This window comes from Streptomyces sp. NPDC127084 (genome assembly GCF_042724175.1).
Taxonomy (GTDB): Bacteria; Actinomycetota; Actinomycetes; order Streptomycetales; family Streptomycetaceae; genus Streptomyces.
The window spans coordinates 148,807-163,356 of record NZ_JBHXFA010000001.1 but is presented as its reverse complement, the minus strand read 5'-3'; the positions used below and the strand labels follow the sequence as shown (position 1 = coordinate 163,356).

The following is a 14,550-nucleotide window of genomic DNA, read 5'->3' as shown; positions in this document are numbered from 1 at the left end:
GGCTCGATCGCCTCGACCCGCCAGAAGTCGAGGGAGTCGCCCACCCGCAGGTGGGGCGCGGCCCCGCGGGCGCCGGGCCCCCCCGCCCCCCCCCGCCCCCGCCCGCCCGCGGGGGGCGCTCCGCTGGGGCGCCCCCCGCGCGGCGCCGCCCGCGCCCCCGCGCCACACGCGCTGGCCACGCGGTGGCCGCACGTACAGGGCCCACGTACCGGCCACCCGTACCGCCCCTCCCCACCGACCCACCCGCCGCACCGGAACCGGAAAGGGACGCAGGTCATGCTCGACCACCTGATCAGGAGCGCAACCGTCGTGGACGGGACCGGCGCCCCCGCCTACACCGCGGACGTCGGCCTACGCGACGGCCGTATCGCCGTCATCGCCGAACCGGGCACCGTCGCCGAAGCGGCCAGGGCGAGCGAGGAAGCGGCCGGCCTGATCCTCACCCCCGGGTTCGTCGACCCGCACACCCACTACGACGCCCAGCTCTTCTGGGACCCGTACGCCACCCCCTCCATGAACCACGGAGTGACCACCGTCGCGGGCGGGAACTGCGGATTCACCCTCGCCCCGCTCAACCCCGCCCGCCCCGAGGACGCTGACTACACCCGCCGGATGATGTCCAAGGTCGAAGGGATGTCCCTGGTCGCCCTCGAAGAAGGCGCACCCTGGAACTGGCACACCTTCGGTGAGTACCTCGACGCACTCGAAGGCCGCATCGCCGTCAACGCGGGCTTCATGGTGGGGCATTGCGCGCTGCGCCGTCATGTGATGGGCCCGGACGCGGTCGGCGGCACCCCTACATCCGCCCAACTCGACGCCATGCTCCGCCTGTTCCACGAGTCGATGGACGCGGGCGCCTGGGGCCTCTCCACCACCCAGTCCGCCACCCACTCCGACGGCGACGGCCACCCCGTGGCCTCCCGCCACGCGGGACCCGCCGAACTGCTCGCACTCTCCCGAGCCGTAGCCGACCACGAGGGCACCCAGCTCGAAGCGATCGTCGCGGGCTGTCTCGACCAGTTCAGCGACGACGAGATCGACCTCTTCGTGGAGATGAGCGCCGCGGCCGGCCGCCCCCTCAACTGGAACGTGCTCACCATCGACGCCGCCGTACCCGAACGCGTCCCGCGCCAGCTCCTGCCCAGCGAACGCGCCCGCAAGGCGGGAGGCAGGATCGTCGCCCTCACCATGCCGATCCTCACCCCCATGAACATGTCGCTGGGCACCTTCTGCGCCCTCAACCTCATCCCCGGCTGGGGCGAGGTCCTCGGCCTGCCCGTCCGCGAGCGGATCGCGCGACTCCGCGACCCTGACGTGCGGGCCGAGATGCTGCGCCGTGCCGCCTCCAGGGAAGCCGGGGTGTTCCGCCGCCTCGCCCACTTCGAGCGCTACGTCATCGGCGACACGTACTCCCCGCGCAACGAAGGCCTCACCGGCCGGGTGGTCCGCGACATCGCCGCCGAACGCGGCCAGGACCCCTTCCACTGCCTGGTCGAGATCTGCGCCGACGACGAGCTGCGCACCGTGCTGTGGCCCATGCCGAGCGACAACGACCCCGCGTCCTGGGCGCTGCGCGCCGAGACCTGGCAGCACGAGGACGTCATGCTCGGCGGCTCCGACGCGGGCGCGCACCTGGACCGGATGTGCGGTGCCCCGTACACCACCCGCTTCCTCGGCGACTGCCTACGCGGCCGGAAGCTCCTCCCGCTGGAACAGGCGGTGAAGATGCTCACCGACGACCCCGCGCAGCTCTTCGGCCTGCGCGAACGCGGCCGGATCACCGAAGGCCACCACGCCGACCTGGTCCTCTTCGACCCGGAGCGGATCGACGCGGGCCCCGCGACCCTCGTCCACGACCTGCCGGGCGACAGCCCCCGCCTGGACTCAAAGGCGGTCGGCATCGTGTCCGTACGCGTCAACGGCGTCGAGACCATCCGCGACGACCAGGTGACCGGAGCGATACCGGGCAAGGTGCTGCGCTCGGCCCGTGACACAAGGACGGTGAGCACAAGGTGAGCCGTGACCGTGACAGCGTCCGTGACCGTGAGCCCCAGCGCCTTTACATCGGCGGCGAGTGGACCGAGCCGGACGCCGGCCACTACGAGGTGATCGACCCGGCCACCGAGCAGGTCGTCGGGCTCGCCCCCGAGGCGAGCCGCGACCAGGTGTACGCGGCGGCGGCAGCCGCCCGGGAGGCCTTCGAACCCTGGTCCCGCACCCCACCCGAGCAGCGCGCCGCGATCCTGGACCGGGCGGCCGACGTCATCCAGCGCGAGTTCGAGGCGTACGCGGACCTCGCCCGCGCCGAAACCGGCGCAACCACCGGCACGGCGCGCGGAATGCAGGTCGCGGTCGGGGTGTCCCGCTTCCGCCGCTACGCCAAGGGCGCGCTGGAACCCGTCGAGCAGGGCCTGCCCCCGCAGATCAACGAGGCGGGACCAATGGGCAAGGCCGGCATTTTCGGCGCCCTCGCCGCCCGCCGCCCGGTCGGCGTGGTCACCTGCATCACCTCGTACAACAACCCCTGGGCCAACCCGGCGGGCAAGGTCGCACCCGCCCTCGCCATGGGCAACACGGTCCTGGTGAAGCCCGCCCCGCAGGACCCGCTGTCCGTCTACCGGATGGCGGAGGCGCTGGCGGAGGCCGGTGTCCCACCGGGGGTGGTGAACGTGGTGAGCGGCTCCCGTCCGGACGTGGGCGAGGCGGCCGTCGACTCCCCGGACGTCGACATGGTCAGCTTCACCGGATCCACGGCCGTCGGCCGACGCATCGGCGAGGTCTGCGGACGCGACATGAAACGCCAGCTCATGGAACTGGGCGGCAAGGGCGCGGCGCTGGTCTTCGACGACGCCGACCTGGACGCGGCCGTCATGGGCATCGGCACCACCTTCTCGTTCTACAGCGGCCAGATCTGCACGGCGCCGACCCGCGTCATCGCGCAACGCGGCGTCTACGAGCGCCTGATCGAGAAGCTCACCGCCTATATGGGCTATCTGAAGCTGGGTGACCCGGCCGCACCCGGCACGGTGGTCGGCCCGGTGATCTCAGCCGCCCACCGCGACCGCATCGAGTCGTACATCGAGCTGGGCAGGAAGGAAGGCGCCCGCCTGGTCGCGGGCGGCGAACGCCCCGACCTCGACCGCGGTTTCTACGTGGCTCCGGCGCTGTTCGCGGACTGCTCCAGCGAGATGCGGATCGTCCGGGAGGAGATCTTCGGCCCGGTGGTGGTCGTGGTCCCCTTCAGCGACGAGGAGGAGGGCGTCGCCCTCGCCGGCGACAGCGACTACGGCCTGATCGACTACGTCTGGTCCGGCGACGCGGCCCGCGCCTTCCGGGTGGCGCGGCGCCTGCGGGCGGGCGGCGTCGGGATCAACACCATCGGCCGCAACATGGAGGCGCCGTTCGGCGGGTTCAAGAAGAGCGGGGTCGGCCGGGACGTGGGCTCGTACGCACTGCACGCGTACAGCGAGACCCAGGCGATCGTCTGGCCGGGCGGCTGAGCTCATCGGTAGCTGACGGGCCACTGTCTGCTGCGAGTCCGAGTCGCGTTCGACGCCGGACCACAAGTGACGAGGTGAGGGCGGCACCCGCGATATGGGTGCCGCCCTCACTTTGTATGTCCGCAGCGCCGAGGCGTCAGAAGAGGTTCCCCGAATCCGTCGGGAAGTCCGGCGGCCAGGGCCCGGCGTACAGCGACTCCCGGCCGCCCATCAGCGCGTACTCCGCCTCCCGCCAGTCCGGTGGGCTACCGACGACGAAGCTGTCGCCGTCAGGGTCCAGCATCCAGGTGCAGGCCGCTTCGTCGGGCTCCAGCCCGTGCCGCTCCGCCAGCACCGCGAACTGCTCCGGGGTTGCGCGCCTGATGTGCAGGCCGTTGCGGTAGTAGGGCTGCAGGAGCATCAGCCTCACGTGGCCGACACGCACCTCGATGTGGTTCGAGGTCCCGTCGATCAGCGTCGCTTCGCTCTGCAGGAAGAGCTGCCGGTGGGACGGGTTGAACCCGACCACTCGGAACAGCCTTCCGGTACGGATGAAATCGGTCATGCCCGATGCCCTCTCTTGATCACGGCACCGGCTTCCCGTTGGCCAGCTTGAAGCGCTCGGGGAAGACTTCCTTGCCGCCCATGCGCCATTCGATCGACTTCCAGTTGCGTTGGCCCAGCCTGACCGCGGTGCGCAGTTTTGTCATCTCCCACGCGGTGCCGTAGCCGCTGGACCTGATCGTCTCCCAGTCGCCGGCCTTGATCGTCTCACCTCGCTGCAGGAGCTTCGTGAGTGCTTCGTCGGCGTTGGCGGCGCCGGCGACGCCGTCCAGTGAGACCGTCAGCCGCACGTTGGGGTTGGACACCGCCTCTTCGACTCCGACCGTCCAGATGGGACGCTCGCCCAAACCCATCTTCGCCGGCAGGTTCGTGCCGTAGACACCACCGTTGAACGTATCGGCGCCGATCGCCTTCGCCAGGTCGTCGGCGTAGGGGTTGATGCCGAGGACGATGTGGTCTCCGTCCTTCACCAGGTCCTTGAGGATCTCCTCTATGCACTCCTCAGGCGTGCGTTGAGCAGCAGCGAACGCCCGGGCGCCGGCAGTTGGCCGCGCCTTCGAAGCGGCCGTTTCGCACCCCTCGTACACCGTCTGCATGATCTTGCTGACGATGCTTGCGACGGCAGCTTCGGACAACCGGAGGGAGCGCAGGGCCTTGTAGGCGTCAGCGAAGCCGATGCCGGTCCTCGCCGCGGCGTCCACTGCTCTGACGGCGTCGGCGATGGGCTTGAGGATCTTGCCTGCGAACAGCGCCGCGACATCCAGGGCTGCCCAGGCGCATCCGCCCCAGCTTCCGCTTTCACCGCCGGGGGTGATCTTCTGGGCGCACTTGATCCAGCTGCCGAAGAGGATGTCGATCGGGTCGACGCCCTTCTGGAACTCGGCGATCGTGATGTTGTGCGTGACCTCTTGGGACAGTTCCTCGGTCGTGTGCTGCCCCAGGTAGATGGTCGCGCTGGCCGGGCAGGTGTACTTCGAGGGATTCAGGTCCTGCGCGGTGCACATGTACAGGTCGACGACCGCCCTGTACCGGAGCTTGGCGGTGATCGTGCAGTCGCCGCGGTAGGCGAGCTGGTTGATCCAGCCGTCGCAGCCCGAGGTCTTCTTTACGACCTGAGGCTCACCGACCTTCTCGATGTGGTCGATGACATAGAACATGTTGCCGATGGAGCCACCGGCCTCGTCGAGGACGGTTCCGGTCTCGATCTGCTTCGCGTTCGCGGCCTTCTCTGCCCTGTCGGCCGCTTCCTGGGCCTCCTTGGCATACCTCGCGGCGTCCTTGGCGGCTTGTTCGGCTTCGGTGGCTGCGGCGTCGGCGCGGTCGGCGGCGGCGCGGGCGTCCTTGGCTGCCTGTTCGGCCACGGCAGCGGCCTGGCGGGCGGCCTGGGCGTCGAGTGCGGCCTGGTCGGCGGAGGCGCGGGCTTCCTTGGCGTAACCTTCGGCGCGTCCGGCTGCCTGGTCGGCGGCTTCGGCGTCCGCGGTGGCCTTGCGGTCGTACTCGACGGTGCGGGCGAGTGACGCGGATGCGGCGGATGCCGCCTTGGCGGCGTCGGCGGCGTAGCCGAGGGCCTCCTTGGAGTAGGTGCGGGCGTTGGCTGCGTGTGCGGCGGCGCTGGCCGCGTACTGGTAGGCGATCTTCGCGTCGCCGGTGGCCTGGTCGGCGAGGTTCTTGGCGGCTGCGGCTTCGGCCTGTGCGTTCTTGGCGTGGGCGTCGGCGACGGCCTTCTGCTGGTCCGCGATGGACTTCGAGGCCTGCCCGGTCAGGACGACCAGGCTGGCGGCCGAGTCGGTGGTGATGTACGGGGAGCCGATCTGGATCGCGTCGTTGGCCGGCTTGGCGACCTGGGCGGCCGCATTGCCCGCGTCGACCGCGGCCAGCGCGGTGACATGGGCGAAACCGGCGGCCTTCGCCGAAGCCTCGAGGGCTTTGCCGGCTTCCTTGCTCGCGGCGTCCGCCTCGGACATCGCGGTCTTCGCGAGCTTCTGCGCCTCGTCGGCCAGTTCGACGGCTGTTTTGGCTTCCGACATCGCGTGCTCGGATGCCTTGATGGCGTCGGCGACGGCGCTGGTGGCGGTCTTGACCGCGGCGTCGGCCCGTAGCTTGGCGGCCTGGGCGGCGTCCGCGTTCGAACGGGCCCGCTTGGCGGCCGCTTCGGCGCGAGTGGCCGCGGCGTCCGCCTCGGCGGCGGCCTGCGATGCGGCATCCGCCGCCGACCGCGCCCTACCCGCAGCCGCCTCGGCGTCGTCCGCATGCCGGTCGGCTTCGTTGGCAGCGGTGCGGGCGGCGGTTGCCGCTTCGCCCGCTTCCAGAGAGTCGGCGTAGGCGTCCTTGGCGTCGGCCTTGGCGCGTGCGACATCGGCCTTCTGCTCGGCGTCCCAGGCGTCGTCCCGCTTGGCCTTGGCGTTGTCGCGGGCGTTGACCGCGTCGTTCTTGCGGGCGACGGCGGTGGCTTCGGCGGCTTCGGCTTTTTCCTTCGCGTCCTGGGCGTTCGCCGCTTCGGCCTGCGCGGTCTGCTTGTGCTGGTTGGCCTCGGCCTGCTTGGCCGCTGCGGTCTCCTTCTCCGCCTTGGCGGTCTTCTCCTCGGCCTCGGCCGCGAGCCGCTTGGCGTGCGCGTCGGCGGCAGCGGCCTTCGCGTCCGCCTCCGCCTTCAGGGCGACGGCGAGCTTCGCCTCTGCCGTCTCCTTGTCCTTCTTCGCGTTGTCCCGGTGCAGCTTCGCCGCATCGGCCGCCGCCTTCGCCTGCAACTCTGCCTTGCGCGCGGCCTCCTTACGGAACTCCGCGTTGACCTGCGCCGCCTGCGCCAGCGCGCGCTGCGCGATCGTCTCACTGTCACCGGCCGAGGCACGGGTGGCCGCCTCGGCGGTCTCGCCGGCCTTCACCATCGCCGTCAGCGCGGCCACAATGCCCTTGGTGACCTGCGCCTTCTGCTGGCCCACCAGCAGACCACGACCCCGCGGAGAACCAGCCGCATCCGCGATCGAGTACGCCGCCTGCTCCGCCGCATCCGACGCCGTAGCCGACTTCTTCGCGTTCTCCAACTGCAGCTTCAGTGCCGCAAGCTGCTTCTTCGCCGCCGCCTGGGTGTCGGTGACACCCTTCTTCGCCTTGTCGAACTGCGCCTTGTCCGGATACGACAGGCTGTCCGTGCCCTTGTGACCGGACGGCTTGATCAGGAACTTCTGCGCACTGGCGTCCTTGCAGTCCCACAACCGCGCGTCCGTGCTCTTCGTGAACGCGCTCAGATCCAGACACTTACCCGTAGTGACGCTCTTCAGCGGCGAAGTGGCGCGGACATCACCCTTCCACGACTGCCCCTTGGTGCTGTAGCAGTCCGTGATCTGGATCTTCGTACCGTTCGCCGACGCGTTCTGGGCCACATCCAGGCACTTGAACGAACCCACGTTACGCAGGTGGAAGTCGTCCTCACTGCCCTCGATCGTCCACTGCTGCGCGGCACCGCCGTTGCAGGTGTAGATCTGGACCGGCGTGCCGTTGGTCTTCCCGCCGCCCTGGACGTCCAGGCAGTGGCCCTTGGCACCGGGCACCTCGACCGTCACATAGCTGTCGCCGATCCAGCCCAGACCACCCGCGGACCAGTAGTCCTGCCAGCGGGCCAGGCGGTCGGCGATCCAGGAGTGGCCGAGCATGTCGCCCAACGCCTTGGCACCCGAAGCGAGTGCCTTGGTGGCGTCCTTGTTCGCGGTCAGGACCTGGTTGCGCTGGACCGCCTGTGAGGCGACCTCCTTCTGCCACTCCTGCCCAGCCGTGATCGACAGGTCCCCCAGGACCTTGTTCGGATCCATCGGATCCCGCCACGCGCACGATGCGAACCGGGTCTTCAGGTCCTCGACCGCGATCCGGTACTCAGCCGACCCCGCAGCCGGGGCCGTACGTGGGAAACCACCCGAGCCGAGGAACATCCGGGCGTTGTCCGCACCCGTTGGCTCCAGAGACCACTCGGTCAGATGCTCGAACCCGTCATGCTCGGCCACGTCCCGGTTCCAGTGGGGATTGTTCGCGGCCGAAGGGTCCTTGCCGTACAGCGGCCCGCCGAGATCCTTGACCGCTTTGACCGTCGCCTCGTCAGCCTTCGGCGTGGGGTCCTTGTAGAAATCGCTCTCGCTCTTCCAGAACCGATCGGCCACCCACTTGGTCAGACCGGTCTGCGAGTAGAAATCCTCTGTGCCGGTGCTCGCTGACGTACCTGGCGGCCAGTGGAAGTCCGCCACGGTGAAACCGGCCGGGGTCTCCAAACCGTCGAGCGGCTTCTTCCACGTCTCCCGCAGAGCATGGAGCGCGTCCAGCTCCTTGTTCGCGGCGTCCCGGTCCTTCGCGTACGCCTGCGCGAGCGGAGTGTCCTCCCAGTGCTTGCGGTCGGCCAACTCATGCAGCTTGTCCTGAGGCTGGTTCAAACCGTCCTGCGCGGTCGCCGCCATCGACGGCCCACCCAGACGCAGCACATCCGACATCAGGCACTGGTCCTGCCGCAGTTCCTCTGCGGGAGTCTCCTCATACCAGTCGTAGTCATTGCCCACCAGGTCCATCCGGTCCCCGGCATTCCGACTGAGCACATCGGGCTGGACCGCCACACCGCCAAGGACAGCCAGAGCTGCGACAGACGTGATGGCCGTGGTGAGAGCGGACGATGATCGTTTTCTGGGGCTGAACAACCCCGGTCTGAAACGCAAAAGGGGCTCCTTGACTGCGTAGGTGGGCAGGCAGGGGTGACCGCCACAACAGGCGGTAGAGGTAATGAGGTGCGGGTCAGTCAACCGTTCCGACGCAGACACGGGACAGGCAGCCGGCGCCGGCTACTGCGGTGTTTCCCATGAGCCGGTATCGCGGCATGACGATGCGTCCCTCCCCCGTGGCAGCACAGTTCCCCCAGCTGCCGAATGACACGCGCCCCACGGCGGGACGGTCGTACTCCCCTCCTGGACGCGCGACGCCTACCTTAACCGTGTGGCTGATGTGAAAGAAGGGTGCAGAGGGGGTTGATGTTCCGTCAAAAGCTAGTCAGACGCCTGCACATGAGCGGGGCGACGTCGCAGCCAGGTACTGGTCCCGAGCCTCGTTGGTCGCCTCCGAGGTCGGCCGGTCGCCGGGGCTCCTGCACCACCGGCAGTCAGCCTGCGGGGTAGCGCTGCGATGACGGACCGTACGACGAGGGCGCTTGGCCAGGAGACACAGCGAGCTCTGGAGGAACAGACCAGCTTCCCGCGTACGCCGGAGCTGCCCGGGGGCCGTGTAGTTCACGGTGTCCTCCCAGGAGGCCGGCTCCCCGTCAGTGGAACGGGTCCGTATCGTCCCAGCCCGGCACCGTCGGCAGCACCACTTCCGCGACACGGAGCAGCACCTCGTCGTCGGGCACCGAGCCGTCCTTGCGCCACACGGTGATGTCGATGGAGCCGCCGCTGTCCTTCGCGTCCTGCGCAACGCTGAGCACGCGGGCGGGCAGGTTGGGCCCGCCGCCCTCGCTCTTGCCGCCGCCCAGGTTGAACCGGAGCTGGATGACCTGGGTCGAATGGAGGACAGCGGGGCGGCCCAGGAATTTCCGGTGCTGGGCGTTGCTCATCAGGAATGAACCGGATCCGGCCACCGGGTCACCGTCGTAGGTGGCGGACAGATTCACGGTGTAGGTGTCGAATTCGACCTCGCCCTCGGGGGTGGCGATCTCCCCGACGGAGCTGTCGCTGCCGTTCGCCTTCTTCGGGGTTTCACCGGGCGTGCCCAGCAGCGCGGCGAGGTCGGGGCGGTTCAGAGTCAGGCAGAGCTGATCCCCGGTAAGACGGGGCGAGGACTTCCCGGCCTTCGCCTCCGGGCAGGAGCCGGGCGAATACGCCGACTTGCTGTCCGAGGACGATGCCTGCTGGAACAGCACCAGACCGGCGGCGAGAGCCCCCGCCACAACCAGGGCCGCGATGGCCTGGCCCCATTCGCTCGTGCCCTTCGCGCCCTTGGCATCCCCCTGGCCGTTCGAGCCCTGTGTACCGCTCTGCGTGCCCTGCGCGGGCGCGCCTATATCCCCTGCCATGTCCCCCACTCACCGTGATCCCCCGACAAATGCCAGGTGACCGTAACTCGTGATCATCCGGTGGACAACGAAAATCCGATCTCATTCCGGTGCCAATCCGGACGGTCTTCCGTGATCACACCGGTCTGTCCCGGCAGTGATCACGCGTGCGAGAATGCCAACTCTTTGACAATGACTACCGGTTCGGGGGCGGAGCGGTCGATGGAGGCGTTGGACGCGCAGGACCCGCGCACAGTGGGTGGCTACCGCGTGCTGGGACGGCTCGGCGAAGGCGGCATGGGCCGGGTCTACTTCGCCCGCAACACGGGCGGTCGCTCCGTCGCACTCAAGCTGATCCACGGCGACATGGCGTCGGTCCCCGGTTTCCGCGACCGCTTCCGGCGCGAGGTGGAGGCGGTCCGCAGCGTCAGCGGGACGGGCACGGTGCCGGTGGTGGACGCCGGGGTGGACGAACGACGCCCCTGGTACGCGTCCGAGTATGTGCCGGGACCCTCCCTCCAGCATGCCGTGAACACATACGGGCCGCTGCCGGGCGACGCGCTGTGGCGGTTCGCCGCCGATCTCGCCGAGACCCTGGAGCACGTACACGGAAAGGGCCTCGTCCACCGCGACCTCAAACCCTCCAACGTGCTGCTGGCCACCGCACGTCCCCGGCTCATCGACTTCGGCATCGTGCATGTGGCCGTGGACACGGCACTGACCGTCAGCGGTGCCCGTATCGGCACTCCGGCCTATATGTCGCCCGAGCAGGCTTACGGCGAGCAGGTCACGGCAGCCAGCGACATCTACAGCTACGGGCTGACACTGGCCTTCGCGGCCAGCGGCCAGGTCCCGCGGCGAGGCACCCTGGCCGGGCAACTCCCCGATGTCGAAGCTGCGTTGCTGGCCCTGATCCAGAGCTGCCTGGATCCGGAGTCTGGCCGCAGGCCGACCGCCGCCCAACTCAGCGTGCAGGCACGGTCCCAGGACCCCACGGCAGACACCTGGCTGCCCGCTCCCGTGGCGTCCCTGATCGCCCGGACCTCCGAGGAACTGCTCAATCTGGAGGCGCGGGACGACCAGGAGGCCCGGGCGGCGCACCACTGGCCGCCCCGTACCGAGGCGGACCCGCAGGCCGAACGCTTCGGCTTCCACAACGCCTTCACCCAGGGGCCGTACCAGACCCCTCCGCGGCCGAGCACCCCGCCCCCGCCGCAGCCTTCGACCCCACCGCCCACTCCTCCGCCGTCCACCCCTCCGCCTTACCTGGGGCAGCAGGGGTGGCAGGGCCAGCAGCCATGGGGGTGGCCGGGCCGGCAGAGTACGCAGGGGTGGCCGAGCACGCAGGGTGCGCGCGGGCGGCAAGGCCAGCAGGTTCAGCAGGGCTGGCAAGGTACGGGCAGCAAGCCCGTGCCCGGGCACTGGGTCCACGAGGGTTTCCTCGGTCGGCCGCTGATCGGACTGGCCTGCCTCGGCCCCCTCGGATTCAACACCGTCCTGGCGGTGCTGACCCTGCCCACCTTCATGACCTGGGTGCGACTGCTCGCGACGACCGGGCTGTTGCTCATGGCCTGCTGGCTGACATCGCAGCGCAGTCGGCACGATCGATTGCGATGGTTCAAACTCAACCAGGCCTACTGGCTGGTACTGGGCGTCTTCACCATCCAGGGATTGGTCTCGACCGCCGGGTTCAGCGACAAGCTGACTCTGGCCGCAGCCATGGAAGGCCGTGGGACGTCGTTCCTCGAGGGCGCGGCAGGGGCCTTGGTCGATGTCCTGAACCTGCCCGTCCTCATCGGCGCGCTCGGCCTCATCTATGTGGTGCCGAGTGTGATCGGGCGCTTCATCCGAGCCGGTAGATGACGATGGGCAGCGTTCGCAGAGCTAACCGAGGAACACGGGATTCGTGAACGCCGCAAGCGGTCCAGGGAAGCCCGGGATCGGCACCACCGGCGGATGACGTACCTCGGCCCGTACGTACGCCGCGTACGCCGCCGTCGTACGCCACTCCACACTGCCGGCCCCGCTCCCGGGCAGTGTGCCGGTGTGCAGCACACCCTGGTCGGTGACGAACCGGACCGTGCCTCCGGGAGGGCCGCCTGTCACCTCCATCCGGACCGACACCGGGTCGTCGGCGTCGCCGCCGGTCCGCAGCCGCTCACCGATGCCCGCGCGGCGGCCCCGCCCGCCCACCGCACCGAAGGACAGCGAGACGGCCGACGACTCGGCCACATACGAACGCCCCGCGCGGATACCGTCGAGGATCGCCTCGCGGGACAGGTCGTCGGCGAGTACGACGGTCTGCGGGGTGCCCACCGCGTCCGGGGCGCGATGGGCGTCGCTGCTGCCCATCGCCGGAGTCCAGCGCGCCCTGCCCGCTGATCGGGCCGGGGCCACCAGGGTGCTGTCCCAGTCCATCAGCGACACCTCGTCGTCCGGGGTGTACGGACCGTTCCACACCTCGATCGCGTCCGCCTCGCCGAAGCCGAACTTCCAGGCACAGCCGATGCAGTTGGAGTGCGGATGGGCGGGGACGACCAATCCGCCCGCGCGCCGGATCTCGCGTGCGTAGTGCCCGAACCGGTTGTCGCGGGCACGGTAGCGCCAGTCGGTGAACGTGCCCGGTTCGGTGCCGATCGCCACGACGTGCCCGTTGCGGGTGGTGACCTCCTCGCCCAGGAGTACGAGCAGGTCGTCACCCGCCGCATCGGCCCAAGCCCCGTGCCCGGCATGCGTGTTGTGCTCACTGCTGTTGATGAAGTCAAGCCCGGCGGCGCGGGCGAGAGCGGCGATCTCGGCGGGGGTGCGGCGCCCGTCCGAGTACCAGGAGTGCAGATGGCAGTCCCCCCGGTACCAGGCCCGCCCCCGCCCCCTGGCACGCTCGGGCGGGTACACCGGCCTCGGGGTCCTGGACGTGGGCCCGTACGTCAGCGTGACGGTCACCTCGTACGCGAGGCCCTGCGGTGCGACGGTGTAAGGGCCCAGCGCGATATGCCAGGTGCCGGCGCGCACAGGCCCGGCGACATAGCCGGGCGTCGCCTCGTCGCCCTGGATGAAGAACTCCGTGCGCGCCCCACCCGACCAGCCCCGGAACCCCTCGCCGCCGAGCTCCGTACCCCGCTCGTCGAAGATGCCGATGTCCAGCGCGTTGCCCTGCGTGCCGGGCGGGACCTGCGGCCTGTCGTACGTGTACGCCACACGGATCCCGCACACCCCGCGCGGGACCTCCACGGGCAGGTACACGAAGTCCGGCGACCCGGGCGGCAGAGTGCCCCGCACCACCTCGGTGGCGGTGCCGCCAGGGCCCTGCGGCGCTGCTTCCGCGAAGCTCACACCGCCCAAGGTAAGCGCGGCGGCGGCTCCCGTCACGAACAGTCCGCGTCTGCTGAACGAGTGCGTCGAGTCGGTCGAGTGGCACATACCGTCTGCTCCCCGGGTCGGTTGCGCGCTACCAACCTCCTACCGAGACGCGAACGCGAGGGCAAGGGCATATCGCGGCGCTCTCGAATCCGGGCCCCGTACGGCATACCTTGGGCTGCCGAGCCCGCTGGACCCGCTGAACCGCCGAGCTGACGGAGGACGCGCATGCGTATCTCGACCACGATCTTCCTCACGGACGAGACGATCACGCCGGTACGCCTGGCACGGGAGCTGGAGGAACGCGGCTTCGCCGGGCTGTATCTGCCCGAGCACACGCACATCCCCGTGGAACGCACCACCCCGGCCCCGATGGGCGGCGAACTCCCGCACGAGTACGGCCGCACCCTGGACCCCTTCGTCGCCCTCGGCCAGGCCGCCGCCGTCACCACGACACTGGGCCTCGGCACGGGCGTCACCCTCGTCGCCCAGCACGACCCGATCGCCCTCGCCAAGCAGATCGCGACCCTGGACCACCTCAGCGGCGGCCGGTTCACCCTCGGTGTCGGCTTCGGCTGGAACAGGGAGGAGGCCGCCGACCACGGCGTCGAATGGCGGACGCGCCGCGAACTCGGCCGCGACCGGATGCATCTGATGCGCGCGTTGTGGGCGGACCACCCCACCGCGTACGAGGGCGAACGGGCGTCGGTCCGCGCCTCGTACGCCCACCCCAAGCCCCACTCGGGCGGCGCCCCGCGCACCCTGGTGGGCGGCGGCGCGGGCCCGAAGCTCTTCGCCCATATCGCCGACTACGCGGACGGCTGGCTGCCGATCGGCGGTCGCGGCCTCTCGGAGTCGGTCCCGGTGCTCCGCGAGACCTGGGAGAAGGCGGGCCGCGATCCGGAGACCCTCCAGATCGTTCCTTACGCGGTGCTGCCGTCGGCGGGGAAGCTGGAGTACTACGCGGAGCTGGGCTGCGAGGAGGTCGTGCTGCAACTGCCGCCGGAGGGGGAGGGGAAGGTCCTGAAGGTGCTGGACGCCTACGCCGCGTATCTCGGGTAGAGCCCGGGGGGGGGGCGGGGGGGGGCGCGCCGCGGCGGGGCGGGCCCACGGGCCCGGCCCCCCGCGCGCCCGCGC

General features: G+C 70.0%; 8 protein-coding genes. 4 read left to right on the top strand and 4 right to left on the bottom strand.

Annotated elements, in window-relative coordinates:
- Positions 1-276: 276 nt before the first annotated feature.
- Both ACFWI9_RS00730 and ACFWI9_RS00725 read left to right on the top strand, forming a co-directional pair.
- Positions 277-2,016: an amidohydrolase family protein gene (locus ACFWI9_RS00730; RefSeq protein WP_387157929.1), complete on the top strand. Its 1,740-nt coding sequence runs from the start codon at positions 277-279 to the stop codon at positions 2,014-2,016.
- The gene (locus ACFWI9_RS00725) at positions 2,013-3,500 is read left to right on the top strand and encodes an aldehyde dehydrogenase family protein (RefSeq protein WP_387157928.1); all 1,488 of its coding nucleotides are present in this window, start codon (positions 2,013-2,015) and stop codon (positions 3,498-3,500) included. Before ACFWI9_RS00730 ends, ACFWI9_RS00725 begins: the two co-directional genes overlap by 4 nt.
- A gap of 136 nt (positions 3,501-3,636) precedes the next feature.
- Here ACFWI9_RS00725 and ACFWI9_RS00720 read toward each other — a convergent pair whose 3' ends face one another.
- The 3 genes from ACFWI9_RS00720 to ACFWI9_RS00710 all read right to left on the bottom strand — a co-directional run bounded on the left by ACFWI9_RS00720 (position 3,637) and on the right by ACFWI9_RS00710 (position 10,077).
- Complete coding sequence (locus ACFWI9_RS00720) at positions 3,637-4,044, bottom strand: hypothetical protein (protein WP_387157926.1); 408 nt, start codon at positions 4,042-4,044, stop codon at positions 3,637-3,639.
- A gap of 19 nt (positions 4,045-4,063) precedes the next feature.
- Positions 4,064-8,512 carry a polymorphic toxin type 27 domain-containing protein gene (locus tag ACFWI9_RS00715; protein WP_387157996.1) on the bottom strand — a complete coding sequence of 1,483 codons (4,449 nt, stop codon included), beginning with the start codon at positions 8,510-8,512 and terminating at the stop codon, positions 4,064-4,066.
- Positions 8,513-9,327: 815 nt separating this feature from the next.
- Positions 9,328-10,077, bottom strand: a complete 750-nt coding sequence (locus tag ACFWI9_RS00710) for a DUF6215 domain-containing protein (protein WP_387157924.1) — start codon at positions 10,075-10,077, stop codon at positions 9,328-9,330.
- Positions 10,078-10,248: 171 nt separating this feature from the next.
- On the opposite strand from ACFWI9_RS00710, the gene ACFWI9_RS00705 reads away from it, so the two are divergent.
- Complete coding sequence (locus tag ACFWI9_RS00705; RefSeq protein WP_387157922.1) at positions 10,249-11,919, top strand: serine/threonine-protein kinase; 1,671 nt, start codon at positions 10,249-10,251, stop codon at positions 11,917-11,919.
- Positions 11,920-11,940: 21 nt separating this feature from the next.
- On the opposite strand, the gene ACFWI9_RS00700 is transcribed toward ACFWI9_RS00705, so the two are convergent.
- Positions 11,941-13,476 (bottom strand): CehA/McbA family metallohydrolase, encoded by a 1,536-nt coding sequence (locus ACFWI9_RS00700; protein ID WP_387157921.1) that lies wholly within the window; start codon positions 13,474-13,476, stop codon positions 11,941-11,943.
- A 165-nt stretch (positions 13,477-13,641) separates the two neighbouring features.
- Between ACFWI9_RS00700 and ACFWI9_RS00695 the strand changes: the two genes are divergently transcribed.
- Complete coding sequence (locus tag ACFWI9_RS00695) at positions 13,642-14,475, top strand: LLM class F420-dependent oxidoreductase (RefSeq protein WP_387157919.1); 834 nt, start codon at positions 13,642-13,644, stop codon at positions 14,473-14,475.
- The last annotated feature ends 75 nt before the right edge of the window (positions 14,476-14,550 follow it).

Coding starts and splice junctions, on each gene's coding strand:
- ACFWI9_RS00730 (WP_387157929.1), top strand. CDS start 277: ATGCTCGACCACCTGATCAGGAGCGCAACCGTCGTGGACGGGACCGGC.
- ACFWI9_RS00720 (WP_387157926.1), bottom strand. CDS start 4,044: ATGACCGATTTCATCCGTACCGGAAGGCTGTTCCGAGTGGTCGGGTTC.
- ACFWI9_RS00715 (WP_387157996.1), bottom strand. CDS start 8,512: ATGTCGGATGTGCTGCGTCTGGGTGGGCCGTCGATGGCGGCGACCGCG.
- ACFWI9_RS00710 (WP_387157924.1), bottom strand. CDS start 10,077: ATGGCAGGGGATATAGGCGCGCCCGCGCAGGGCACGCAGAGCGGTACA.
- ACFWI9_RS00705 (WP_387157922.1), top strand. CDS start 10,249: ATGACTACCGGTTCGGGGGCGGAGCGGTCGATGGAGGCGTTGGACGCG.
- ACFWI9_RS00700 (WP_387157921.1), bottom strand. CDS start 13,476: ATGTGCCACTCGACCGACTCGACGCACTCGTTCAGCAGACGCGGACTG.
- ACFWI9_RS00695 (WP_387157919.1), top strand. CDS start 13,642: ATGCGTATCTCGACCACGATCTTCCTCACGGACGAGACGATCACGCCG.